The organism is Planococcus sp. APC 3906, from assembly GCF_030407685.1.
GTDB classification, from domain to species: domain Bacteria; phylum Bacillota; class Bacilli; order Bacillales_A; family Planococcaceae; genus Planococcus; species Planococcus koreensis.
In genome coordinates, this window is the sequence record NZ_JASDCW010000003.1 from 128,662 (window position 1) to 151,529 (window position 22,868).

At 51.8% G+C, this 22,868-nt stretch carries 17 protein-coding genes, 1 other RNA gene and 1 other annotated feature; of the genes, 16 read left to right on the forward strand and 2 right to left on the reverse strand.

Going from position 1 to position 22,868, the window contains the following annotated elements:
- Positions 1-76: 76 nt before the first annotated feature.
- The 7 genes from QMA09_RS03315 (at position 77) to dtd (ending at position 8,547) form a co-directional block, all read left to right on the forward strand.
- Positions 77-436, forward strand: a complete 360-nt coding sequence (locus tag QMA09_RS03315; RefSeq protein ID WP_290212010.1) for a LapA family protein — start codon at positions 77-79, stop codon at positions 434-436.
- A 93-nt stretch (positions 437-529) separates the two neighbouring features.
- Positions 530-2,872, forward strand: coding sequence for a single-stranded-DNA-specific exonuclease RecJ (recJ, locus tag QMA09_RS03320; RefSeq protein ID WP_290212011.1), 2,343 nt, complete (start codon positions 530-532; stop codon positions 2,870-2,872).
- On the forward strand, positions 2,863-3,375 hold the full coding sequence (locus QMA09_RS03325; RefSeq protein ID WP_135500695.1) for an adenine phosphoribosyltransferase: 513 nt from the start codon (positions 2,863-2,865) through the stop codon (positions 3,373-3,375). The genes recJ and QMA09_RS03325 overlap by 10 nt, the downstream gene beginning before the upstream one ends.
- Before the next feature lie 90 nt (positions 3,376-3,465).
- Complete coding sequence (locus QMA09_RS03330) at positions 3,466-5,001, forward strand: glycosyl hydrolase family 28-related protein (protein WP_290212012.1); 1,536 nt, start codon at positions 3,466-3,468, stop codon at positions 4,999-5,001.
- Positions 5,002-5,296: 295 nt separating this feature from the next.
- Complete coding sequence (locus QMA09_RS03335; protein WP_290212013.1) at positions 5,297-5,821, forward strand: type 1 glutamine amidotransferase domain-containing protein; 525 nt, start codon at positions 5,297-5,299, stop codon at positions 5,819-5,821.
- An 80-nt stretch (positions 5,822-5,901) separates the two neighbouring features.
- Entirely contained in the window at positions 5,902-8,094 is a 2,193-nt protein-coding gene (locus tag QMA09_RS03340; RefSeq protein WP_290212014.1) for a RelA/SpoT family protein, read from the forward strand.
- A 9-nt stretch (positions 8,095-8,103) separates the two neighbouring features.
- Positions 8,104-8,547 (forward strand): D-aminoacyl-tRNA deacylase, encoded by a 444-nt coding sequence (dtd, locus tag QMA09_RS03345; protein WP_290212015.1) that lies wholly within the window; start codon positions 8,104-8,106, stop codon positions 8,545-8,547.
- Positions 8,548-8,788: 241 nt separating this feature from the next.
- Here the strand turns inward: dtd and QMA09_RS03350 are convergent, their stop codons facing one another.
- Positions 8,789-10,336, reverse strand: coding sequence for an N-acetylmuramoyl-L-alanine amidase family protein (locus QMA09_RS03350; protein ID WP_290212016.1), 1,548 nt, complete (start codon positions 10,334-10,336; stop codon positions 8,789-8,791).
- A 114-nt stretch (positions 10,337-10,450) separates the two neighbouring features.
- Positions 10,451-10,700 (forward strand) — a binding site (T-box leader).
- Positions 10,701-10,753: 53 nt separating this feature from the next.
- Between QMA09_RS03350 and hisS the strand changes: the two genes are divergently transcribed.
- The 4 genes from hisS (at position 10,754) to QMA09_RS03370 (ending at position 14,932) form a co-directional block, all read left to right on the forward strand.
- Entirely contained in the window at positions 10,754-12,040 is a 1,287-nt protein-coding gene (hisS, locus tag QMA09_RS03355) for a histidine--tRNA ligase (RefSeq protein ID WP_290212017.1), read from the forward strand.
- 2 nt (positions 12,041-12,042) lie between these two features.
- Positions 12,043-13,818: an aspartate--tRNA ligase gene (aspS, locus tag QMA09_RS03360; protein WP_135500701.1), complete on the forward strand. Its 1,776-nt coding sequence runs from the start codon at positions 12,043-12,045 to the stop codon at positions 13,816-13,818.
- Positions 13,819-13,872: 54 nt separating this feature from the next.
- Positions 13,873-14,057: non-coding RNA, 6S RNA (gene ssrS, locus QMA09_RS03365), on the forward strand.
- 110 nt (positions 14,058-14,167) lie between these two features.
- Complete coding sequence (locus tag QMA09_RS03370) at positions 14,168-14,932, forward strand: tRNA threonylcarbamoyladenosine dehydratase (protein WP_135500702.1); 765 nt, start codon at positions 14,168-14,170, stop codon at positions 14,930-14,932.
- Between the two features lie 219 nt (positions 14,933-15,151).
- On the opposite strand, the gene QMA09_RS03375 is transcribed toward QMA09_RS03370, so the two are convergent.
- Complete coding sequence (locus QMA09_RS03375) at positions 15,152-16,435, reverse strand: replication-associated recombination protein A (protein WP_290212018.1); 1,284 nt, start codon at positions 16,433-16,435, stop codon at positions 15,152-15,154.
- A 136-nt stretch (positions 16,436-16,571) separates the two neighbouring features.
- On the opposite strand from QMA09_RS03375, the gene cymR reads away from it, so the two are divergent.
- From cymR to recD2, 5 genes are read left to right on the forward strand one after another with little or no spacing between them, the layout of a single operon-like run.
- The gene (gene cymR, locus QMA09_RS03380) at positions 16,572-16,988 is read left to right on the forward strand and encodes a cysteine metabolism transcriptional regulator CymR (RefSeq protein WP_135500704.1); all 417 of its coding nucleotides are present in this window, start codon (positions 16,572-16,574) and stop codon (positions 16,986-16,988) included.
- A 14-nt stretch (positions 16,989-17,002) separates the two neighbouring features.
- Positions 17,003-18,136: a cysteine desulfurase family protein gene (locus tag QMA09_RS03385; RefSeq protein WP_290212019.1), complete on the forward strand. Its 1,134-nt coding sequence runs from the start codon at positions 17,003-17,005 to the stop codon at positions 18,134-18,136.
- 14 nt (positions 18,137-18,150) lie between these two features.
- Positions 18,151-19,269, forward strand: a complete 1,119-nt coding sequence (gene mnmA, locus QMA09_RS03390) for a tRNA 2-thiouridine(34) synthase MnmA (RefSeq protein WP_290212020.1) — start codon at positions 18,151-18,153, stop codon at positions 19,267-19,269.
- A complete protein-coding gene (locus QMA09_RS03395) occupies positions 19,269-19,943 on the forward strand; it encodes a tetratricopeptide repeat protein (RefSeq protein WP_290212021.1) in 675 nt (224 codons plus the stop codon). The genes mnmA and QMA09_RS03395 overlap by 1 nt, the downstream gene beginning before the upstream one ends.
- Before the next feature lie 43 nt (positions 19,944-19,986).
- Complete coding sequence (gene recD2 / locus QMA09_RS03400) at positions 19,987-22,443, forward strand: SF1B family DNA helicase RecD2 (RefSeq protein ID WP_290212022.1); 2,457 nt, start codon at positions 19,987-19,989, stop codon at positions 22,441-22,443.
- Positions 22,444-22,868: the final 425 nt, after the last annotated feature.

Sequence of the window (22,868 nt, forward strand, 5' to 3'; positions counted from 1 at the left end):
ATAAAGGAAAAGGAACAGGGTATGGATTTAATGACCCTGTTCTTTTTTTATACTTACGGAAGGAGATGAATTTATTATGAAATTTCAATGGTTGATTTTGCTTGGCCTTATTTTTGCAGTCATCATCGCTTTATTCGCAGTTGTCAATGTCGATTCGGTACCGGTCAACTATGTATTCGGCGAAGCGCAATGGCCGCTAATTCTCGTTATTCTGGTATCGGCGCTGCTCGGCGTACTGCTCAGTTCGACGATTGCCATCATCCGTAATTTTTCGCTGAAGCGCAAAAACAATGCCCTTCAAAAAGAAATCGCTGTCAAAGAATCGCTGATTGCAACGCAGCAGAATGAAATCGCGGAATACCAGAAACTGGATGTCCAGCCGGAAGCAATGGTTGTGACAGACGGCAAAACGGTGGAAGACAAGGAAAGATTTTAAGCTAAAGGAGCGGCCTTCGATGTTAAATGGAGGCAACTCCTTTTTGTCTGGATTTTTTTCCTGTATAATGGACCGGTGAGGAAGTGAATGACGATGATCGAATCCAAAAAAAGATGGCGTTTGACCACTCCCGATGAAGGGCTGGTACAAGCCATACAACAAGAATTATCCATTTCATCGGTATTGGCGAAAATTTTAGTGACGCGCGGTATTTCGAGCGCTGAAAAAGCGAAGAACTTCATGGCTGTCGGGATGGAAAACATACATAATCCCTATCTGATGAAAGACATGGACATTGCGGTTGAACGCATTCGCCGCGCTATTGAAAACCAGGAAAAAATTGTCGTCTACGGCGATTATGATGCCGATGGCGTAACAAGTACAACGGTCATGATGACGGTATTGGAAGACTTGGGGGCAGAAGCCTCATTTAAAATCCCGAACCGTTTCAAACACGGCTACGGACCTAATAAAGAATTATTCCAGCTAGCGGCAGACGAAGGCGCAACGCTCATCGTCACTGTCGACAACGGAATTTCGGGCATTGATGAAGTCGCTTTCGCCAACAGCTTAGGTCTTGATGTCATCATCAGTGACCACCATGATATCGGTGACGTGATGCCGGACGCATTAGCGGTCATCCATCCGCGCCATCCGGAAGGCTCATACCCGTTCGGCGAGCTTGCCGGCGTTGGCGTGGCGTTCAAGATGGCGCAAGCGCTGTACGAAGACGTGCCAGAGCATTTATTTGAATTAGTGGCCATCGGCACGATTGCCGACTTGGTGCCTTTGCACGGTGAAAACCGCATCCTAGTAAAAGCGGGGCTTGAGGCGCTGAGAGATTCACCGCGCCCGGCAATCGAGGCGTTGGCAGAAGTATCCGGCGTTAAGCAGCGCGACATTACGGAAGAAACGATCGGCTTTATGTTCGGTCCGCGCGTCAACGCGATCGGCCGGCTGCAGGACGCAGATCCGGCTGTGCGTTTATTCATGACTGAAGATATAGGAGAAGCGAGAAGTTTGGCAGGCGGTTTGGACGTTTTGAACAAAGAGCGCCAGGCAATCGTCAAGCAAATTGCTGAAGAAGCGACTGCGCAAGTGGAACAGCGCTATCCGGACGGCCCGCCGCACGTCATCATTGTCGCGCAGGAAGGCTGGAATCCCGGCGTCGTCGGCATCGTGGCATCGAAATTGGTCGAGCAATATTACCGCCCGGCGATCGTGCTGTCGCTCAACCCGGAAACCGGCAAAGCGAAAGGCTCTGCCCGCAGCATTGAAGGCTTCCACCTATACAACGAGCTGGCGGAAAACCGCGACATCCTGCCGCATTTTGGCGGCCATCCGATGGCAGCTGGCATGACGCTCGACATCGAGCATGTCGATGAATTGCGCAGCCGCTTGAACAAGCAGGCGGAAGCGGGATTGTCGGAGGAAGATTTGGTGCCGGTCGTGGAAATCGATATTCCCGTGCGTTTGGATGAGATTGACACGGAAACAATTGAATCGATGCGTATGCTGGCGCCTTTCGGCATGGGCTTTGCAAAACCGAAGTTTTTCCTCGGTGATGTGACAGTGTCATCCATCCGTAAAATCGGCGCTTCGCAGAACCATTTGAAAGTGGAACTTGCACAAGATGCGGCCACGATAGATGCGGTAGGCTTCGGCTTAGGCCCCGTCGGCGATGAACTGACGCCTGATGTGAAAATCGACGTTATCGGCGACTTGCAGGTGAATGAATGGAACGGCCGTAAAAAGCCGCAGCTGATGATCGAAGATGTCCGCACCGATGAATGGCAATTGTATGACATCCGCGGCATCCGCCAAGTGGCACGCTGGTCGAAATTGATTCCCGACAAGAACCAAGTGTTCCTGGCGTTCCGTCCGGATACCGCGGCAGTCTTTGAAAGTTTGCTCGGCCAGACGATTCTGGGGACGGAGGACTTGAAAGGGCTCGAAGCGCATAAATACCATCTCGTGCTGCTCGATTTGCCGGATGCCGAAGATGAGCTCGCAGCAGTTCTTGCGGAACTCAAGCCGAAGCGGATCTACGCACATTTCTATGCCAAAGAATCGCAGTATTTCGAGCAGATTCCGACGCGCGAACAATTCGCATGGCTGTTCTCGTTCATCAAGAAACGGGGCACATTCGACTTCAAAAAGCATTGCGACGAGTTGGCGAAGCACAAAGGCTGGAGCCGTGAAACATTATTTTTCATGCTGCAGGTGTTTTTTGAACTTGATTTTGTTACACTTAACAATGGACTTACAGAGATTGCTAAAGCTCCAAGCAAACGTGACTTGACTGAAGCGCCCATCTACAAAAAACGCGAACAGCAAATCGCTTTGGAACAGAAGCTGCTGTATGCATCTTATAAAGACTTAAAACAGTGGTTTGACGCGAAAGTGGCAGCCAAGGAGGAAGAAATATGGATTTAAAGCAGTTTGTAACAATTGTAGAAGATTGGCCGCAGCCCGGCATTCGCTTCAAAGATATCACAACAATCATGGACAACGGCGAAGCGTATAAATACGCGACAGACCAGATTGTGGAATATGCGAAACAAGTCAACGCTGAAATCATCGTGGGCCCTGAAGCACGCGGTTTCATCATTGGCTGCCCCGTTGCGTATGCACTCGGCATAGGTTTTGCACCTGTCCGCAAAGAAGGCAAATTGCCGCGCGAAGTCATCCGCGCTGAATACGGCCTGGAATACGGCAAAGACGTCCTGACGATGCATAAAGATGCCATCAAACCAGGCCAACGCGTATTGATCACTGACGATTTGCTGGCTACTGGCGGCACGATCGAAGCAACGATCAACCTTGTTGAACAATTAGGCGGCGTAGTCGTCGGTTGTGCATTCCTCATTGAATTGACTTATCTTGATGGCCGCGATAAATTGGTCGGCTATGATGTCATGACTTTGATGCAATATTAATCTCTTTCCTCCGCCTTTTGGGCGGAGGTTTTTTTAGTTTGAATACATAGCATTGTTGAAAAAGGGTATGGTCAATGGAGGTGATGATTCATGCATTTAAGCAAATACCACGATCCAGCAACAAATAACGCGATTTTAACAGGGATTCTGGAGGATTCCGGGTCACTTGGCAGCATCACGGACGAAACACGGGAGTTATTCCGCAGTATCCAAGGTGAAGGGCCGAAGCCGGGCGGAACATACCGGAAGGATTGGCGCGACCGCTTATGGGTAGTGCTGGCACAGGACAATTCCATTGAAGATCCGAATGGCTATGCTGAACTCGTCGAAGGCGATGAAGCTATGCCGGAATGGAAACAGGAACTCGATGAGGAATACAAAAGCTTGCAAGAGGCGTTGACGCGAGTCGTCAATGTCGAGGATTTCGGCGCTCTCGGAGACGGTGTGACCGATTGCACAGCTGCTTTCAAAAAAGCTTTTGGCAGTGGACGCACCGACGTCTATGTACCGAAAGGCATCTACGTTGTGCGCAAAATCGAGATGCCATCCTTTTCACGGCTTCGGGGAGAAGGCAAAGGGGCTAGCATAGTGAAGCTCCACGACAAGGCACCCAAGCGGCAGCGGCTTGTCATGAACGCCAATCCGTTCCGCGGCAACCACCACATCTCGGTCGAGAACATCGGGCTGGACTGGAACGTCGAACGGCTGGGCGATGTTGAAAACACAAGTGCCGGCAATAACTTCTCGAGCTGCCTGACTTTTGCCAAAGTTACGTATGGCTGGGCGAAGGGAGTAGCAGCGGCTAATCCCGGGCTGCATTGTTTTGACGTGTCATCGACATTCTATAATTACGGCGGCGACGGCAAGCGTGCAAGAGGGGGCAGCCAATTTATCTGGATTGACCGCTGCACAGGCTATGGCTTCGGTGATGACGGCGTCACGACCCATCACAGCGATTACATCTTCATTTCCAATTCGCATTTTTGCGACCCAAGCGGACGTTCACATAAGAAAGGGTTCTCCAACTCGAACGGCATTGAAATTGATGACGGCTCGCGTTTCGTGTGGCTCTTGAACAATTCGACTTCAAATTGTTTCGGCGGCGTGGAAGTAAAAGCCCACGCCACGTCATCAGCGGCAACTGGGGTCTTTATTTCGGGCCATTTGTCGGTCCGCGACAACCGTTCGTTCAATTTCCGCCATATCGGCCACCATACAGCGGACGACCCTGATTCCATGACTGCGTATAACATCCTCGCGCAGCGCCTTGTATCGGTGGCTCCTGTCTTCACTGAGATGTACGTAGGGTCAGCACCGCGCGCGCTGGTGGTGTCGGGCTACCGCAATGTCGCCATCAACCATTTCCTGTTCATCGGCGATCCCGATACCGATTACAGCAATAATCCAGCAGCCGCAATCCAGTACAAGGCCGGGCATGTCGCATTATCAAACGGTACGATCACAGGCTTCCGAAAAGCGAAAGCCGATGTCTTCGTCGCGGGCGGCAGCCAATGCGCCACGGATGTCAGCGTCCGCAAACTCCGCTGCCTGCATTCTTCAGAGCGGGCCGTGCAGATCGGCAAAGGCAGTAAAAATGTCGTCGAAGAAGAAATCTATCGGGAATAGCTGCTGGTCCATTTTTATTATTAACTATATAAGTTGAACTAAAGAAATAGCATAGTGAAAGTCGCTTCGAATCATGAAGGTGCGTTGCTCCTTGACGCACCTCTGCTAAGATATTTCTCGATATGGAGCAAAACAGCGGAGAGGCCTGCGGGAAAGCGAGACAGCCGAGACCCCGCAGGAAGCGAAGCGACCGAGGAGACTTGGCGCTCGCCCGCGGCAAGCGCAGCTGATTTGCGGAATATCGATTATAAGTAATGATAAGTTCAAATTATATAGACTCAAGGAGGAAGAACTAATGAAATTAACCGGAAAGAAAATATTGAGTTTCGTCCATCATGACTTTGAAGACCTGGAATTATGGTACCCGATCCTGAGGCTGCGTGAAGAAGGGGCAGAAGTGCATCTTGCAGGCGAGGAGGCAGGCAATGCCTATATCGGGAAATACGGCGTTCCGGCAACATCGGATTTTGCGTGGGGGGACATCACACCTAGCGACTACGACGCGCTGCTGGTTCCAGGCGGCTGGGCGCCGGACAAAATCCGCCGTTTCCCGGAAGTGCTGAACATCGTACGCTATATGGACAAGAACAATAAGCCGATTGGCCAGATTTGCCACGCCGGCTGGGTCTTGATCTCTGCAGACATTCTGAAAGGCAGAAAAGTCACGAGCACCCCGGGCATTAAAGACGATATGGCCAACGCCGGAGCGGAATGGATCGATGAAGCGGTTGTCGTTGACGGCAACTTAATTTCGAGCCGCCGTCCGCCGGATTTGCCGGATTATCTCCGAGAGTTCATTAAAGTCATGGAGAAGCTGTGACAAAGCTTTACTTTTGTCCCAATTGTTTTTTATAATGTATAGATATACTTACGTTAAAACTAAAAGCAAGGTGGGCAATTATGGCGAAAGATCAAGTTAGGACTCCCGAAGACGTATTTGACATGTGTGCGTCTTATATGAATGCCGATCATGTGAATACGATTAATAAAGCTTACGAAGTGGCCTTGAAGGCGCATGAGGGGCAGTTCCGTAAATCCGGCGAACCCTATATTGTCCACCCTGTCCAAGTCGCCGGAATTCTGGCAGAATTGCAGATGGACCCTTCCACAGTGGCAGCGGGCTTTTTGCATGATGTAGTGGAAGACACCGAAGTGAGCCGCGAAGACATCGTGCGCGATTTTGACGAAGAAGTGGCGATGCTTGTTGATGGCGTGACTAAGCTCAGCAAAATCAAATATATGTCCAAAGAAGAGCAGCAAGCGGAAAACCACCGTAAAATGTTTGTGGCGATGGCGCAGGATATCCGCGTCATCCTCATTAAATTGGCGGATCGGCTGCATAATTTGCGTACGCTCAAATACCAGTCGGTCGAAAAGCAGCGCATCAAAGCGAACGAAACGCTGGAGATTTTTGCGCCTATTGCTCACCGCCTTGGGATCAATACGATCAAATGGGAGCTTGAAGATACAGCTCTGCGTTATTTGAATCCTCAGCAATATTACCGCATCGTCAACTTGATGAAAAAGAAGCGGACCGAGCGGGAAGATTACTTGAATAAGGTCATGGATGAAATCCGCATCCAATTGGACGAAGTCCAAATCGAAGCGGATCTTTTCGGGCGCCCAAAACACATTTACAGCATTTATAAGAAAATGGCGCTGCAAAACAAGCAGTTCAATGAAATCTATGATTTATTGGCCGTGCGCATCACGGTCGACAGCATCAAGGATTGCTACGCCGTGCTCGGCATCATCCATTCGACGTGGAAGCCGATGCCTGGCCGTTTCAAGGATTACATCGCCATGCCGAAACAGAACCTCTACCAATCGCTGCATACGACGGTCATCGGGCCGCAGGGCGATCCTTTGGAAGTGCAGATCCGCACGGAAGAAATGCACCGCATCGCGGAATACGGGGTAGCAGCGCATTGGGCGTATAAAGAAGGCCGGAAAGTTGATATGCCGAAAAACACGGTCGATTCCCGCTTGACGTGGTTCCGCGAAATCCTGGATTTCCAGAACGAAGCGGATAACGCGGAAGAGTTCATGGAATCGCTGAAATACGATCTGTTTTCCGACATGGTCTATGTCTTTTCGCCAAAAGGCGACGTCATCGAAATGCCGGCTGGTTCCGTGCCAATCGATTTCGCATACCGGGTCCATTCGGAAATTGGCAATAAAACCATCGGCGCCAAAGTCAATGGCAAGATGGTGCCGCTCGATACGGAATTGAAGACAGGCGACATCGTCGAAATCCTGACATCGAAGCAATCGTTCGGCCCAAGCCGCGACTGGCTGAAAATCGCCAAATCGACGCAGACGAAAAACAAGATCAAGCAATTTTTCAAAAAGCAATTGCGCGTCGACAATGTCCAAAAGGGCAAAGAACTGATCGAGAAGGAAATCCGTGCGCAGGAATTCAACGTCAAAGACATTCTGACGAACGACAACATCAAACGCGTCTGCGAAAAATTCAATTTTGCGGGCGAAGACGATATGTATGCAGCGGTCGGCTTCAGCGGCATCACTGCCCAGCAAGTCGTCAACCGCTTGGCGGAAAAGCAGCGCAAGCGCCGCGAGCAGGAAGAAGCCCTCGAGAAAATTACGGTGGAGATGAAATCGCCCGCACCGCGCAAACAAACCGATTCTGGCGTCATCGTCCGCGGCATCGACAATATGATGATCCGTTTGTCGCGCTGCTGCAACCCAGTGCCTGGCGACAGCATCATCGGGTTTATTACGAAAGGCCGGGGTGTTTCTGTCCACCGCGCCGATTGCCCGAATGTCCACGCTGACCAGACCGACCGGTTGATCCCGGTCGAATGGGAAAACGCGGAATCGCCAGAGAAAAAAGATTACGCGATCGATATCGAAGTCCAGGCGTATGACCGGACGGGGTTGATCAACGAAGTGATGCATATGGTCAGCGAAGCGAAGACGACAATCACGGCGGTCAGCGGCAAAGCAGACTCCGATAAAATCGCGACGATTAACATGACCATCATGATTCCTCATATTTCGCACCTGAACCGGGTAGTGGAAAAGATCAAGCAGATTCCCGATGTCTATTCGGTTATACGCGTCACGAATTAAGGAGGCATTATGCGGGTCATATTACAGCGTTCAAAACAAGCGTCAGTGACTGTAGGCGGCGAAAGGGTCGGAGCGATCGATTCCGGCTTTGTGCTGCTCGTCGGCATCACCCATGGCGATACCGAGCAAGACGCGGCTTATGTCGCAAACAAGATTGCCGGGCTGCGGCTTTTTGAAGACGGCGAGGGCAAAATGAATTTGTCGATCCAGGAAGCCGGCGGCAGCATCTTGTCGATTTCCCAGTTCACGCTTTACGGCGACGTCCGAAAAGGGCGCCGGCCAAGCTTCACCGCAGCGGCGCGCCCGGAAGTGGCAGAGCCGCTTTGGCTGAAGTTCAACGACGAATTGCGCGTGTGCGGACTGTCCGTCGAAACCGGCGTGTTCGGGGCGATGATGGACGTTGAACTCGTCAACGATGGCCCGGTCACAATGATCATTGAATCGAAAGAATGAAATAAGGGGCTGCCCAATAAGTCGAATAACAGACTTATTGGACAGCCCTTTTTCTAACGGAGCGCAGGGGAATACTATTGCTCCTGTCTCTGCATCGCTACGCTAGCTTCGAGACATGAAAGTGCGCTGCATCGCTGCGCTAGCTTCGTCGCAAAGGAAGTGCCCCAAATTACTTTTGGGGCACTTCCTTTTTTATGGCATAAAAAAGCGGCATGGAGGAAAGCCCCATGCCGCTGGATCGTTATTGGCTTAATTTTGCATCGAAATAATTGACGAGGCCATCGTACAAGCCGAGTGCGGCCTGTTCCTGGAATTTGCTTGACGTGACAATGCGTTCGTCGTTGTAATTGCTCAAATAACCCAGTTCAACGAGTACCGCCGCTTGCTTGTTTTCCCTCAAGACGAGGTAGTTGCCGTGGCGTGCGCCGCGGTTACGCAAATCGATTTTGCCGCTCAGGCCTTCGTTGATCGATTCGGCAAGCGCCTGCTGGTAATCGAGCATGTAATACGACGTGAAGCCGGACACGCTATTGTCGTCGGTTGCATCATAATGGAGGCTGATAAAAGCATCTGCCGCCACTTGGTGGCCCGTGGAGACCCGCGTACGCAAGTCGACGTAGACATCCGATTGCCGCGTCAACAGCACTTCAGCACCTGCTGAACGCAAGTGGTGAGACAGGATTTCCGACGTTTTCAGCGTCAAGTCCTTCTCTTTTGTCTCGCGGACGCCGACTGTTCCGCCGTCATTGCCGCCATGCCCGGGATCGAGCACGATCGTCAACCCGTTGAGTGTGCCTTTTTTGCGGGTCTGTGGTTCAGGCGCTTCCGCTGTCTGGACTTTCGTTTCGCCGTTCGTCACGACCCAGTCCGCGACAAAGGCATTTTGGCCATCCGGCAATAAAACCTGGTACCAATCGCCTTGCTTATCGACAGCCGCGAATTCTTGGCCGGCATTAGCGCGGCTTGCGACGGCTGAAGCAGTGGATGGGCTGGTGCGCAAATTCGTCCCATCGGTCAAGATGGTGATATTTTCGGCTTTCGGGCTTGCCGCTTTTTGTACCGGCTTGTCAGACAAGTGGCCATGGAAGGCGTAGACCCAGCCGCTTTCTTTTTCAGAAATTTGGATCTCGACCCAATTCCCTTGGATCGAACGGACCGGAAAGACTTCGCCTTTTTTCACAGTCTTCTGGATAGAAGAACTTAAATCCGGCTGATTCCTTACATTCAAGGCATCCACTGCGATTTCGAATGAAGAGACATCGCTTTTAGCAGGGGCGGGTTTTTCCTGGTTTTGGCCCGCAGTGCTTATGTATTGTTTGGAAACGAATCCATTGACGCCGCGAAAATCGATTTCGAGCCAATTTCCTGCATCGTTGACGATGAGGGCTTGGTCGCCGGCGCTCATCTGTGTCAGCACGGATGATGAAATGTCCGCTTGAGCACGAATGTTCAAGTGGTCAACAGCAGCGACGGCTGTTTGTCCGGAAGCTTTGTTTGTTTCAGCGCTGCTGGTTTTTCGGGCCAGCCAAGAAGCGATCCACCCAGAACCGCTGCCGGTACTGATTTCCAGCCAATCGCCGCTTTCTGAAACAATTGAGACTTTTTCCCCTTTTTCAAGCGCTCCGGAAACGCTGTAGGAAAGGCCGGGACCGCTGCGGATGTTGACCGTCGATCCGGTGATTTCCACTTCGCCGCCTACCGCCAATGCGGGGTTTGCTGATAGCGGAGTAATTGTGCCGGCAATCATTAAAAAAAGTAGAATAAGACCAATGAACCATTTGCCTTTCATTTTGCACCACCTTTATAATCGTTCTCTCTGTATTATGAAAAAAAAACGGCCGTTTGTCAAAAAAGGTTGACAAGGTTTGTGGGAGTCCTTAAGATTAACTTTATTATCCTTATATATTAGCTGTTGACGAAGAAAGTAATTGCATGATTGGCTGAAAAGAGAGGGGAAGTCCTGGGCTGTAAACTTTCCTGCAGGGATCTGCGACGAATAACACTTACGAGGCTTTTTCCTGAACGGCGCAACCTGCGTTTATTAGGGAAAGACGGAACCGGCCGTTACCCGGAATGAGAGGATGCCGGCATTATTTTCATGGCATCAACTAGGGTGGAACCGCGGAAGCTTATCAAAAGCTCTCGTCCCTTGCGAAAGCAAGGGGCGGGGGCTTTTTTGCATGGAAAAACAAAGGAGTGGAAAAAAATGGGCAAGAATATTCAAGCGCCGCGCGGCACATACGACGTGCTGCCGGACCAATCCGCCAAATGGCAGGAAGTTGAACAGAAAATCATTGAGCTATGCCGCCTATACCAATACAAGGAGATCCGGACGCCGATATTTGAGCACACGGAATTATTCCAGCGCGGCGTCGGCGATACGACCGACATCGTCACCAAGGAAATGTATACATTCAAGGACCGCGGCGACCGCAGTTTGACGCTGCGCCCGGAAGGCACGGCTTCAGTGGTGCGGTCATTCGTGGAAAATAAATTATTCGGCTTGCCGGACCAGCCGGTGAAATTATTCTATACAGGCCCGATGTTCCGCTATGAACGTCCGCAAGCTGGCCGCATGCGCCAGTTCGTGCAATTCGGCGTGGAAGCGATCGGTTCGAAAGACCCGGCAATCGACGCAGAAGTGATTTCGCTGGCGATGGAAACCTACCGTTCCGTCGGCTTGAAAAGCCTGCGCCTCGTCATCAATTCATTGGGCGATACGGAAAGCCGTTTGGCGCATAAAGAAGCGCTGGTGGCGCATTTCGCACCGCACATTTCCGAGTTCTGCCCGGACTGCCAAGCGCGTTTGGACAAAAATCCATTGCGCATCCTGGACTGCAAAGTCGACCGCAATAATCCATTGATGGCGACTGCGCCTTCATTGGCGGATTATTTGAATGAAGAATCGCGCCAGTATTTCAATGAAGTGAAAGGCTATCTGGATGAGCTCGACATTGCATATGTCATCGATCCGAATCTGGTGCGCGGCCTGGATTATTACAACCACACTGCGTTTGAAATCATGAGCGACGCAGAAGGCTTCGGCGCCATCACGACGCTTGCAGGCGGCGGACGCTATAACGGACTGGTCGAAGACCTCGGCGGGCCGGATGCTCCGGGAATCGGTTTTGCGATGAGCATCGAGCGGCTGTTATTGGCGCTTGAAATGGAAAAAGTGGAAATCGGATTGAGCGATACATTGGACGTCTACGTCATTGCGATGGACGAATCAGCGAAGAAAAAAGCGTTCAGCGTCGTGAAAGATTTGCGCGTCAATAAATTATCGGCAGATATGGATTACACAGCGCGCAAACTGAAAGCACAGATGAAATCGGCTGACCGCAAAAAAGCGGGCTTTGTTGTCGTCATCGGTGAAACGGAACTGGCAAGCGGCAAAGCGAACGTCAAAGAAATGGCAACCGGCGAACAGCACGAGGTTTTATTCGCTGACATTGCCAGCACGATATTGAAAAAGAAATCATTGGGGGAATAGATATGTCGAGAACACATTATTGCGGAGAAGTCAGTGAAGCCGCTATCGGACAGCGTGTATCATTAAAAGGATGGGTGCAGAAGCGCCGTGATTTGGGCGGCTTGATCTTTGTCGACATGCGCGACCGCAGCGGCATCGTGCAAGCGGTATTCAATCCGGAAATTTCAGCGCCGGCCACAGCAATCGGCGAAACGCTGCGCAACGAATTCGTCATCCACATTGAAGGGCTTGTCGTGGCGCGTTCAGAAGGCCAAGTCAATGCAGCGATGAAGACCGGCAAAATCGAAGTGCAGGTGGACCACGCGACAATCATCAACGCGGCGAAAAACCCGCCGTTCGCAATCGACGACCAGACGGAAGTCAGCGAAGACCTGCGTTTGAAATACCGTTATTTGGACTTGCGCCGGCCGTCGATGTACGAAACGTTCAAAATGCGTTCGGACATCACGAAATCGATCCGCCGTTTCCTGGACAATGAAGGATTCTTGGAAGTGGAAACACCGATTTTGACGAAATCGACTCCGGAAGGCGCACGCGATTATTTGGTGCCGAGCCGCGTGCACGAAGGCGAATTCTATGCACTTCCGCAATCGCCGCAATTGTTCAAGCAAATGCTGATGGTTTCTGGATTTGACAAGTATTACCAAATCGCACGCTGTTTCCGCGATGAAGATCTGCGCGCTGACCGCCAGCCGGAATTCACGCAAATCGACATGGAAATGAGTTTCAAGACGATGGAAGAAATCATCGAAATGAACGAGCGTTTGATGGGCATCATGATGAAAGACGTCAAAGGCGTCGACATCGACGCACAATTCCAGCGCATGAGCTATACCGAAGCGATGGACCGCTTCGGATCGGATAAGCCGGACGTACGCTTCGGCCTGGAACTGGTGAATGTTTCGGATCTGGTGAAAGATTCTTCATTCAAAGTATTCTCCGGCGCCATCGAAAACGGCGGCCAGGTGAAATTGATCAACGTCAAAGGCAGCGCGGCAAACTACTCGCGCAAAGACATCGACGCACTTGGCGAATTCGCGGCACGCTACGGCGCGAAAGGCCTTGCGTGGCTGAAAGTGGAAGCAGACGGCGTCAAAGGGCCAATTGCGAAATTCTTCGAAGGCGAAGCAGCAACAGCATTGACGGAACGCGCTGAGGCTGAAGCAGGCGATCTTTTATTATTCGTTGCGGATTCCGCTTCGGTTGTGGCAGACGCATTGGGCGCTTTGCGCATGAAGTTCGGCAAAGAATTGAACTTGATCGACAACTCGGTTTATAAATTCCTATGGATCACGGACTGGCCATTATTCGAATACGATGAAAAAGACGGCCGCTACTACGCAGCCCACCATCCGTTCACAATGCCGTTTGAAGAAGACATCGACAAATTGGACACAGAGCCGCAGAACGTCCGCGCGCAGGCCTATGACCTCGTGTTGAACGGCTATGAATTGGGCGGAGGCTCGCTGCGCATTTACCGCCGCGACATCCAGGAAAAAATGTTCAAGACGCTCGGCTTTTCCGACGAAGAAGCGCGCGAGCAATTCGGCTTCCTGATGGATGCATTCGAATACGGCACGCCGCCGCACGGAGGCATCGCGTTCGGCTTGGACCGCCTGGTCATGCTGCTTGCAGGACGCACGAATTTGCGCGACACGATCGCGTTTCCGAAAACGGCGAGCGCCAGCGATTTGCTGACGAGCGCGCCAAGCCCGGTTTCAAATGCACAACTTGATGAATTAAGCCTATCTCTGAATGTTCAGAATACTGAAAAATAACCAGAGTTTATTAGTTGTCGTTTCTAAAAAGGTGTGCTAACATACAAGTAGTAGAGAATCCTGATGTGTTCGTTACGAGCTATTCAGTTTTGACCCAACATTTTGTCGTCGGGAGACCAGATTTCATCATGGCTAACATGCCCTAACCGGAAGTTATAAGTGATGACGAGGTCACCCACCTGCTTGAAGCGGGTTCAAAAACGATGCGCACCAAAACGGACGGCACGATTGGGATTCTCCGTTATTTCAACTTTTCGCCTCCCGGCAATTTGTCGGGGGGTTTTTATTTGTGTATAATCCCTAGTAGGTTAATCTACTTTAAGAATTCAATTTGAAGGGCAGGCAAATCATGTTACATCAATTTTCCAGAAACGAATTAGCAGTAGGCAAAGAAGGCATGGAGCTATTGAAAAACTCCACCGTCGCAATTCTTGGTGTCGGGGGCGTGGGTTCATTTGCAGCAGAGGCTTGCGCACGCAGCGGCGTCGGACGGATCATCTTGGTCGATAAAGACAATGTCGACATCACGAACATCAACCGCCAATTGGTCGCGAATCTGTCGACGGTCGGCCAGTCGAAAGCGGGCGTCATGCAAAAGCGCATCGCCGACATCAATACGGAATGCGAAGTTATTTCACTGCATATGTTTTATACAGAAGAAACATTCGAGGAGTTTTTCAGCTACCAGCCGGATTACGTCATCGATGCATCCGATACAATGATTTACAAAGTCCATTTGATCCAGGAATGCGTCAAGCGAGGCATCCGCATCATTTCGAGCATGGGTGCGGCGAATAAAACCGACCCGACGCGCTTCCGCATCGCGGACATCTCGAAGACCCATACCGATCCGTTGGCGAAAATCATCCGCAAGAAATTGCGCGCATCGGGCATCCACAAAGGTGTACCGGTCGTCTTCTCGGACGAAAGCCCGATCATCGTCCGCGAAGACATTGTTGAAACAGTAGGCAAGCCAGACGCGGAAATCCGCAAAGCCCAGATGCCGCCAAGTTCAAACGCCTTCACGCCTTCAGCGGTCGGCTTGATCTGCGCGAGCTGGGTCGTCAACGACATCACCAAATCGATTCCGATCAACCGCGTACGCAATAATTAATAGGGAAGCCGGCTCGTACGATGAGCCGGTTTTTATTATGTGAAAATGGCTGAACGCGCGTAAATTGTGCTGAACGCACGTAAAACTTTCTGAACGCACGTAAATTCCGCTGAACGCACGTAAAACTTTCTGAGCGCGCATAAATCTCCCTGAACGCGCATAAACCCACAAATCACCAAAACAAAAGCCATTTCCGCGTGCGGAAATGGCTTGACCAATCTATTTTTTGCGGAATGACTTCAATTTATCGTAGATGCCGGCGAATTTCTTCTCGGAACCGGCGATGATCGGCTTGTAGAACTCCGCTTTTTTGACTTCTTTCGGCAAGTAATCCTGGTCGACCCAGCCGCCGAAGGTACCGAGCGGCGTGTCATGCGGATATTTATAGCCGCCGTGGCCGAGTTCGGCGCTGCCGGCGTAATGCGTGTCGCGCAGATGCATCGGGATGTCGCCGACTTCGCCTTTATTGATCGACGCGATAGCGGCATCGATCGCTTTGTAAGCGGAATTCGATTTCTCGGACAAGCACATTTCAGCGACTGCCTGAGCGAGCGGGATGCGGGCTTCCGGCAAGCCGAGGCGGTCCGCGGCCTGGCAAGCGGCGAGGACATGCGCGCCGACTTCCGGGCTCGCGAGGCCGATGTCTTCATAGGCCATGACGAGCAAACGGCGGGTGACCGCGGTCAAGTCGCCGTTTTCCAGCAGATGCGCCAAATAATACATCGCAGCGTTGATATCGCTGCCGCGCACGGATTTCTGCAGCGCGGACAATAAATTAAAATAATGCGAACCTTTTTTATCGCCGAAGACGCCGACGCGTTTGATCATTTGTTCCACCATCTGGTCTTCGACAATAAATTTGCCGTCGCGTTCATCGGAGGCGACGACAATCGATTCGAGCATCGTCAGCGCTTTTCGTGCGTCGCCGTTCGTGCCGTCAGCGATGCGGTTGACTTGCGCCTCGGAAATTTCGATTTCGGAATTGCCAAGGCCGCGCTTCGGCTCAGTTAACGCCGAATTCAGCAGCTGGACGATGTCATCGTGCGTCAGCCGTTTGAGCTGCTTGATTTCGCCGCAGCGGGAGCGGATTGCCGGATTGACGTCGTGGAACGGGTTTTCCGTCGTCGCGCCGATCAAGACGATGGCGCCGCTTTCGACGTGCGGCAGCAACGCATCCTGCTGGAGTTTATTGAAGCGATGGATTTCGTCCAAAAACAGCAGCACTTTGCCGGTGATGCGCGCTTCAGCGACAACTTCCTCGACATCTTTTTTGCCGGACGTCGTCGCGTTCAATGCGATGAAAGGCAGTTTCGACGTGCCGGCGATGGCGTGGGCGATCGACGTCTTGCCGATTCCCGGTTCGCCGTATAGGAGCATTGATGGCACGTGGCCATTGTGGATCATTTTATATAAAGCCGTATGCTTTCCGATGACGTCTTTCTGGCCGATGACTTCGTCAATCGTGCGCGGGCGCATGCGGAATGCCAATGGTTCATTTTGCAAAAGTAAAACCCCTTCCGTCCAATCGTTCGCTTTTCAGTATATCGCGGAGCGAAATAAATGTCATTGCAAGTCCATTGCGCAGAGATATGCTATACTTTTAGGAAGAATAATTGGAAACTGACTTAGAGGTGTAACGATGAGAATATCGACAAAAGGCCGCTACGGCTTGACTATTATGATCGCATTGGGAAAAAATTACGGCGAAGGGCCGATGCCGCTGCGGAAAATCGCGGCGGATTATGATTTGTCCGAAGCTTATTTGGAGCAGCTGGTAGGCCCGCTCCGCAATTCCGGACTTGTAAAAAGCGTCAGGGGCGCTTACGGCGGCTATATGCTGACGCGCAGCCCGAAAGACATTTCAGCGGGGGACGTCATCCGCGTACTCGAAGGGCCGATCCAGCCCGTCGAAGGCATCGAGGACGAAGACCAGCCACAGCGCGAGTTGTGGGTGCGTATCCGCGACGCCGTGAAAAACGTCCTGGATACGACATCGATCGACGATTTGGCGAACCAGCAAGAAACCGACAACGACAATTATATGTTCTATATATAAGGAGTTAATCAATCATGAATCGAATTTATTTAGACCATGCGGCCACTTCTCCGATGCATCCGGAAGTGGCTGAAACATTTTCACAGGCACTCAGCACCGTCTACGGCAATCCTTCGAGCATGCACGGCACGGGGCGCATCGCGCGCAAAGCGCTGGATGATGCACGCCGTGTTTTTGCACGCAGCATCCATGCAAACGATCCGGAAATCATTTTCACGAGCGGCGGAACGGAAGCCGATAATTTGGCGATCTTCGGCACGGCTGCGAAAAAACCGGGCGGCCATATCATCACATCGGCCATCGAACACCACGCCGTACTGCACGCTTGCGAGAAACTCGAGCGCGACGGCTATAGCGTGACCTATTTGCCGGTTGATGAAAACGGCCTAGTGCGAGCAGAAGACGTGAAAAATGCGCTGCGCAGCGATACAATTCTAGTGACCATCATGCTTGGCAATAATGAAGTCGGCACGGTCCAGCCGATTGAAGAAATCGGTGAGCTGCTGCAAGGCACGGATGTGGTGTTCCATACGGATGCTGTCCAGGCTTATGGCGTCTTGCCGATTGATGTGGAGAAACTCCACGTTGACTTTTTATCGGTATCGGCGCATAAACTGAACGGCCCGAAAGGCATCGGCTTCCTGTACCAGCGCAAAGGCGTCGCTTTGTCTCCGCTTTTTTACGGCGGCGAACAGGAACGCAAGCGCCGCGCGGGAACCGAAAACGTTCCGGCGATCACCGCATTCGCAAAAGCGGTGGAAATCGCGCTAGCCACGATGGATGAAAAAACGGCACTTTATTTAACGTTTAAAGAGGCATTTAAAAATGTCTTGACGGAACAAGGCATCGACTTCAAAGAAAACGGCACCAACTCTCTGCCGCATATCCTGAACCTCAGCATCCCGGGAGTCGACATCGAATCGTTCCTGGTCAACCTCGACATCGCCGGCATTTCGGCATCGAGCGGTTCAGCATGCACAGCGGGTTCAATGGATCCGTCCCATGTCCTGGTCGCGATGTACGGCGGCGAGGCGGACGAGCTCCGCAATTCCATCCGCTTCAGCTTCGGGCTGGGCTTGGACGTCGCACAAGTGCAGGAAGCTGCACTGAAAACAGCACAAATCTGCAAGCGTTTAGCGCTTAAATGAAAAGGTGAGATATTATGACTGCAAAAGCACCACAAGATACACGCGTTGTCGTCGGCATGTCCGGAGGGGTCGACTCTTCGGTTGCCGCTTATTTATTGAAAGAACAGGGCTATGACGTCATCGGCATCTTCATGAAAAACTGGGACGACACCGATGAAAACGGCGTCTGCACCGCGACGGAAGATTACGAAGACGTTATCCGCGTCTGCAACCAGATTGGCATTCCGTATTATGCCGTCAATTTTGAAAAGCAGTATTGGGACAAAGTGTTCACGTACTTTTTGGAAGAATACAAAGCAGGGCGCACGCCGAACCCGGACGTCATGTGCAATAAAGAAATCAAATTCAAGGCGTTTTTGGAGCATGCATTGAGCCTCGGCGCTGATTATTTGGCGACCGGCCATTACGCGCAAGTCGAACACGCAGAAAACGGCGAAACGAAAATGTTGCGCGGCCAGGACAATAACAAAGACCAAACCTACTTCCTCAATCAGCTGAACCAGGAGCAATTGTCGAAAGTCATGTTCCCGATCGGCCACATGGAGAAAAAGAAAGTGCGTGAAATCGCGCTTGAAGCGGGACTTGCAACGGCAACGAAAAAAGATTCGACCGGCATCTGCTTTATCGGCGAACGCAATTTCAAGGAATTCCTCGGCCAATACCTGCCGGCTCAGCCTGGCGATATGGTAACGATGGACGGTAAGAAAATGGGCTCGCACGACGGCTTGATGTATTACACAATCGGGCAGCGCCAAGGCCTTGGCATTGGCGGAGCAGGCGATCCGTGGTTCGTTATCGGCAAAGACCTTGAGAAAAACGTCTTATTCGTCGGACAAAACATCCACCACGAAGCTTTATTTTCTGATAGCTTGAGCGCAGTGAACTTAAGTTTTACATCGGATACAGCACCGCAAGGCACATTCACGTGCACAGCGAAATTCCGCTACCGTCAAGCCGATGTCGGCGTTACCGTTGAAATGAATGACGGCGAAGCGCTTGTGACATTCGACGAGCCGGTACGGGCAATCACGCCTGGACAAGCAGTCGTTTTCTATGACGGAGACGAATGCCTGGGCGGCGGAACGATCGACCGCGTGTTCAAAAACGGTGCACGATTGGAGTATGTAGGCTAATGGGCGAAACTGCGAAGAATTACAATGAAATCGGCATCCAGGCGCTGCAAGAAGGAGATACGGAAGCCGCAATCCAAGCATTTACGCAAGCGATTGAAGAACAGCCGGACAATCCGCTGGGCTATATCAATTTCGGCCATGTGCTGACATCGATGGACGATATCGAGCGGGCCGAACGCTTTTTCCAAAAAGCGTTGACGCTTGATGAAACCTCGGCAACGGCTTATTACGGCCTTGCGAATTTGTATTTCAACTCAGAGCGTTTTGACGAAGCGTTGAAACTTTATGAAAAAGCGCTGCATTATGGGCTGGAAGGTTCGGATGCGCATTTCATGATGGGCAAATGCTTCGAAAAGATGGATCAGCCGAAATTGGCGCTGCCTTATCTTCAACGGGCAGTCGAACTGGATCCTGCCGACGTGCAAGCGCGCCTCAGCTACGGCATCGCGCTGGCATCGATGGAATTATTCACATTGGCCGAACCGCAATTTTTGGAAGTGCTCGGGCTCGACGCCAACCACGCTGATGCGCATTACAATTTAGGTGTGCTGTACGCCGTGTCGACAGACCGCGTCGAGGACGCCATGCATCATTTGAAGCAGGCATATACGCTTGACGATCGCAACGAAATGGCACGTTATGCGTATGATATGATTGCTTCACAGCGGCAATAAAACATAAAGATAATATTAACCATTGTGAAAGGAGACGGCGACGATGACTGGACAAATTGATTTATTCCAAGAAGAAACGCATTTTGTACTGGGCAGGCCAGTCGTCTCGATTTTTCACAATCCCCAAAATTTATTCTCCATCGCGAAAGTGAAAATCCAGGAAACCAATACCTCGTACCAGGAAAAAGAGATCATCGTCTCGGGCTATTTTCCGAAATTGTCGCTTGAAGAATCCTACCGCTTTACGGGTGCGGTGAAAAACCATCCGCGCTACGGCGTCCAGTTCCAGGTGGAAACATTCACGAAAGAAGTGCCGGAAACAGAGCAGGGGATTGTGCATTATTTATCGAGCGATATGTTCAATGGCATCGGCCGCAAGACGGCGGAGACGATCGTCAAGAAACTAGGCAAAGACGCCATCAAGAAAATTCTGGAGGACCCGGAAGCGCTCGATGCGGTGCCGCGTCTTTCCGATGAAAAAAAAGACACGATCCGTTCGACGCTGCAGCTGAATCTGGGCTTGGAGCGCGTGATGATCCAGCTCAACGACTGGGGCTTCGGCCCGCAGATCGGCATGCGCGTCTACCAGACCTACCGCGAAGACACGATCGACATCCTGACGAAAAATCCATTCATTTTGATTGAGGAAATCGAAGGGATCGGTTTTCACCGCGCGGATGAACTCGGCGCGAAGCTCGGCATCACCGGCAGCCATCCGGACCGCATCAAGGCGTCGATTCTGCACCTGCTGAACCAGGCGTCGCTGTCGGAAGGCCATGTCTATGTCGATGCGAAAACGCTCATTCCGCAAGTCAAAGAAATGCTGGAAGCGAGCCAGCGTGAAGACATTCCGATCGAAGCCATTTCCAAAGCGATGATCGAGATGAATGAAGAAGGCAAAGTGTCGGGGGAAGAAACCCGGCTTTATTTGCCGTCGCTGTATTACTCGGAAGTCGGCATTGCGACAAAGCTTGAAACGATGCTGGCATCGCAGGCGAACCGCGACCGTTTCCCGGCGTCGGAAGTCCGGAAAGCGCTCGGCGAAGCGGAAGAGCGGCTTGGCGTCAATTACGCAGAAACCCAAGTGGAAGCGATTGACGCGAGCATTAATTCCTCTGTCATGATTTTGACCGGCGGACCCGGCACCGGCAAGACGACCGTTGTTCGCGGGCTTGTCGAAGTGTATGCAGAGCTTCACGGCTTGTCGCTCGACCCGAAAGAATACACAAAGAAAAAAGAGCCGTTCCCGATCATCCTTGCAGCACCGACGGGACGCGCTGCGAAGCGCCTGAGCGAGTCGACCGGGCTGCCAGCGATGACGATCCATCGCTTACTCGGCTTTAACGGGCAGGAAAAAGACGAAGAAACCGAAAAAGAGATTGAAGGCCGCCTGATCATCATTGACGAAATGTCGATGGTCGATACGTGGCTTGCGCATCAATTGCTGAAGGCGGTGCCGGAAGATGCCCAGCTCATTTTCGTCGGCGACCAGGACCAGCTGCCGCCAGTCGGCCCCGGCCAAGTGCTTCGTGACGTGCTGGAGTCAAAGCGCATTCCGACAGTGGAACTGACTGATATTTACCGGCAGTCTTCCGGTTCGTCGATCATCGAGCTCGCCCACCAAATGAAAAATGGGCAGCTGCCCGCTGACATCACCGCAAAAACATCGGACCGCTCGTTCATCAAAGCGGGCCCGGACCAGATCGCGTCGGTTGTCGAGAAAGTCGTCAAAAGCGCATTGGCGAAAGGGCATTCGATCAAAGATGTCCAAGTGCTTGCCCCGATGTATAAAGGGCCTGCCGGCATCGATGCGCTGAACCGCATGATCCAGGAAATGGTCAACCCGAACGCCGATGGCAAACGCAAAGAGCTGGTGTTCGGCGACATCACGTACCGCATCGGCGACAAGATCCTGCAGCTCGTCAACCAGCCGGAAAGCAATGTTTTCAACGGCGATATGGGCGAAGTCGTCGCCATCATGAAAGCGAAAGAGACGGTCGAGAAACAGGACATGCTCGTCGCTTCATTCGATGGCATCGAAGTAGAGTACCAGCGCAGCGACCTCAATCAGCTGACACTTGCGTATTGCGTCTCGATCCATAAATCGCAAGGCTCGGAGTTTCCGACGGTCATCATGCCGATCGTCCGCGGCTATATGAAAATGCTGCGCCGGAATTTATTGTATACGGGCATCACCCGCAGCAAGGATTTCCTGATCTTGTGCGGCGATCCGCAGGTGTTCCGCTACGGTGTCGAGCGCACAGACGATACACAGCGCATGACGACGCTGAAAAGCCGTCTGCAGCTGTCCGACGCACCGCCTGCACCGGTGACGGTTGAAGGGGCGCCAGAAGAGGCTGCAGCGGAGAAATCGGCTGTGCCAGCAAGTGACGCACCAACTCAATCCGGCCCGGCGAGCTTGACGGCGGAAAACGCCCACGCCATCCATCCGCTCATCGGCATGGAAGGCATCAAGCCGACGGATTTTATCGAAGCGTAAAAGCATCCCATTGCGGATGCTTTTTTTCGGAGATTTTATTGGTGGAAGCGTATTTATTCCATAACGGAGCGTATTTCGGTTCTTATCGAGCGTATTTCCACAGCAATGGGGCGTATTCGAGCCGCAACCGGGCGTATTTCAAAAATTGACGCAATAAACGCACCCGCCGCACGCAAAAAAGCGCGGCTATTGACATAGCGGAATCTTTTTCTATATAATTCAGGATATACATTCATACACCAACACCCAGATGGAGAAAGTACAAGATCGCGCGCGTCTAGAAAGAGGTTCCCTCGGCTGCAAGGACCTTCGCCCCGCTGTTTTGGAAAGCTACTCCGGAGTGCAGCTAATCCCTGCCGTCACAGCCGCGTTAAGGCATAATGAGAGACACGGAGCAGTTTGTCCGTGTAATTAGGGTGGTACCG

Excerpts from the sequence above, each read along its gene's own strand:
- mnmA (WP_290212020.1), top strand. The coding sequence starts at position 18,151 with ATGACTGCAAAAGCACCACAAGATACACGCGTTGTCGTCGGCATGTCC.
- QMA09_RS03335 (WP_290212013.1), top strand. The coding sequence starts at position 5,297 with ATGAAATTAACCGGAAAGAAAATATTGAGTTTCGTCCATCATGACTTT.
- hisS (WP_290212017.1), top strand. The coding sequence starts at position 10,754 with ATGGGCAAGAATATTCAAGCGCCGCGCGGCACATACGACGTGCTGCCG.
- QMA09_RS03340 (WP_290212014.1), top strand. The coding sequence starts at position 5,902 with ATGGCGAAAGATCAAGTTAGGACTCCCGAAGACGTATTTGACATGTGT.
- QMA09_RS03395 (WP_290212021.1), top strand. The coding sequence starts at position 19,269 with ATGGGCGAAACTGCGAAGAATTACAATGAAATCGGCATCCAGGCGCTG.
- QMA09_RS03370 (WP_135500702.1), top strand. The coding sequence starts at position 14,168 with ATGTTACATCAATTTTCCAGAAACGAATTAGCAGTAGGCAAAGAAGGC.
- QMA09_RS03315 (WP_290212010.1), top strand. The coding sequence starts at position 77 with ATGAAATTTCAATGGTTGATTTTGCTTGGCCTTATTTTTGCAGTCATC.
- recD2 (WP_290212022.1), top strand. The coding sequence starts at position 19,987 with ATGACTGGACAAATTGATTTATTCCAAGAAGAAACGCATTTTGTACTG.
- QMA09_RS03385 (WP_290212019.1), top strand. The coding sequence starts at position 17,003 with ATGAATCGAATTTATTTAGACCATGCGGCCACTTCTCCGATGCATCCG.
- QMA09_RS03325 (WP_135500695.1), top strand. The coding sequence starts at position 2,863 with ATGGATTTAAAGCAGTTTGTAACAATTGTAGAAGATTGGCCGCAGCCC.
- cymR (WP_135500704.1), top strand. The coding sequence starts at position 16,572 with ATGAGAATATCGACAAAAGGCCGCTACGGCTTGACTATTATGATCGCA.
- aspS (WP_135500701.1), top strand. The coding sequence starts at position 12,043 with ATGTCGAGAACACATTATTGCGGAGAAGTCAGTGAAGCCGCTATCGGA.
- recJ (WP_290212011.1), top strand. The coding sequence starts at position 530 with ATGATCGAATCCAAAAAAAGATGGCGTTTGACCACTCCCGATGAAGGG.
- QMA09_RS03350 (WP_290212016.1), bottom strand. The coding sequence starts at position 10,336 with ATGAAAGGCAAATGGTTCATTGGTCTTATTCTACTTTTTTTAATGATT.
- QMA09_RS03330 (WP_290212012.1), top strand. The coding sequence starts at position 3,466 with ATGCATTTAAGCAAATACCACGATCCAGCAACAAATAACGCGATTTTA.
- dtd (WP_290212015.1), top strand. The coding sequence starts at position 8,104 with ATGCGGGTCATATTACAGCGTTCAAAACAAGCGTCAGTGACTGTAGGC.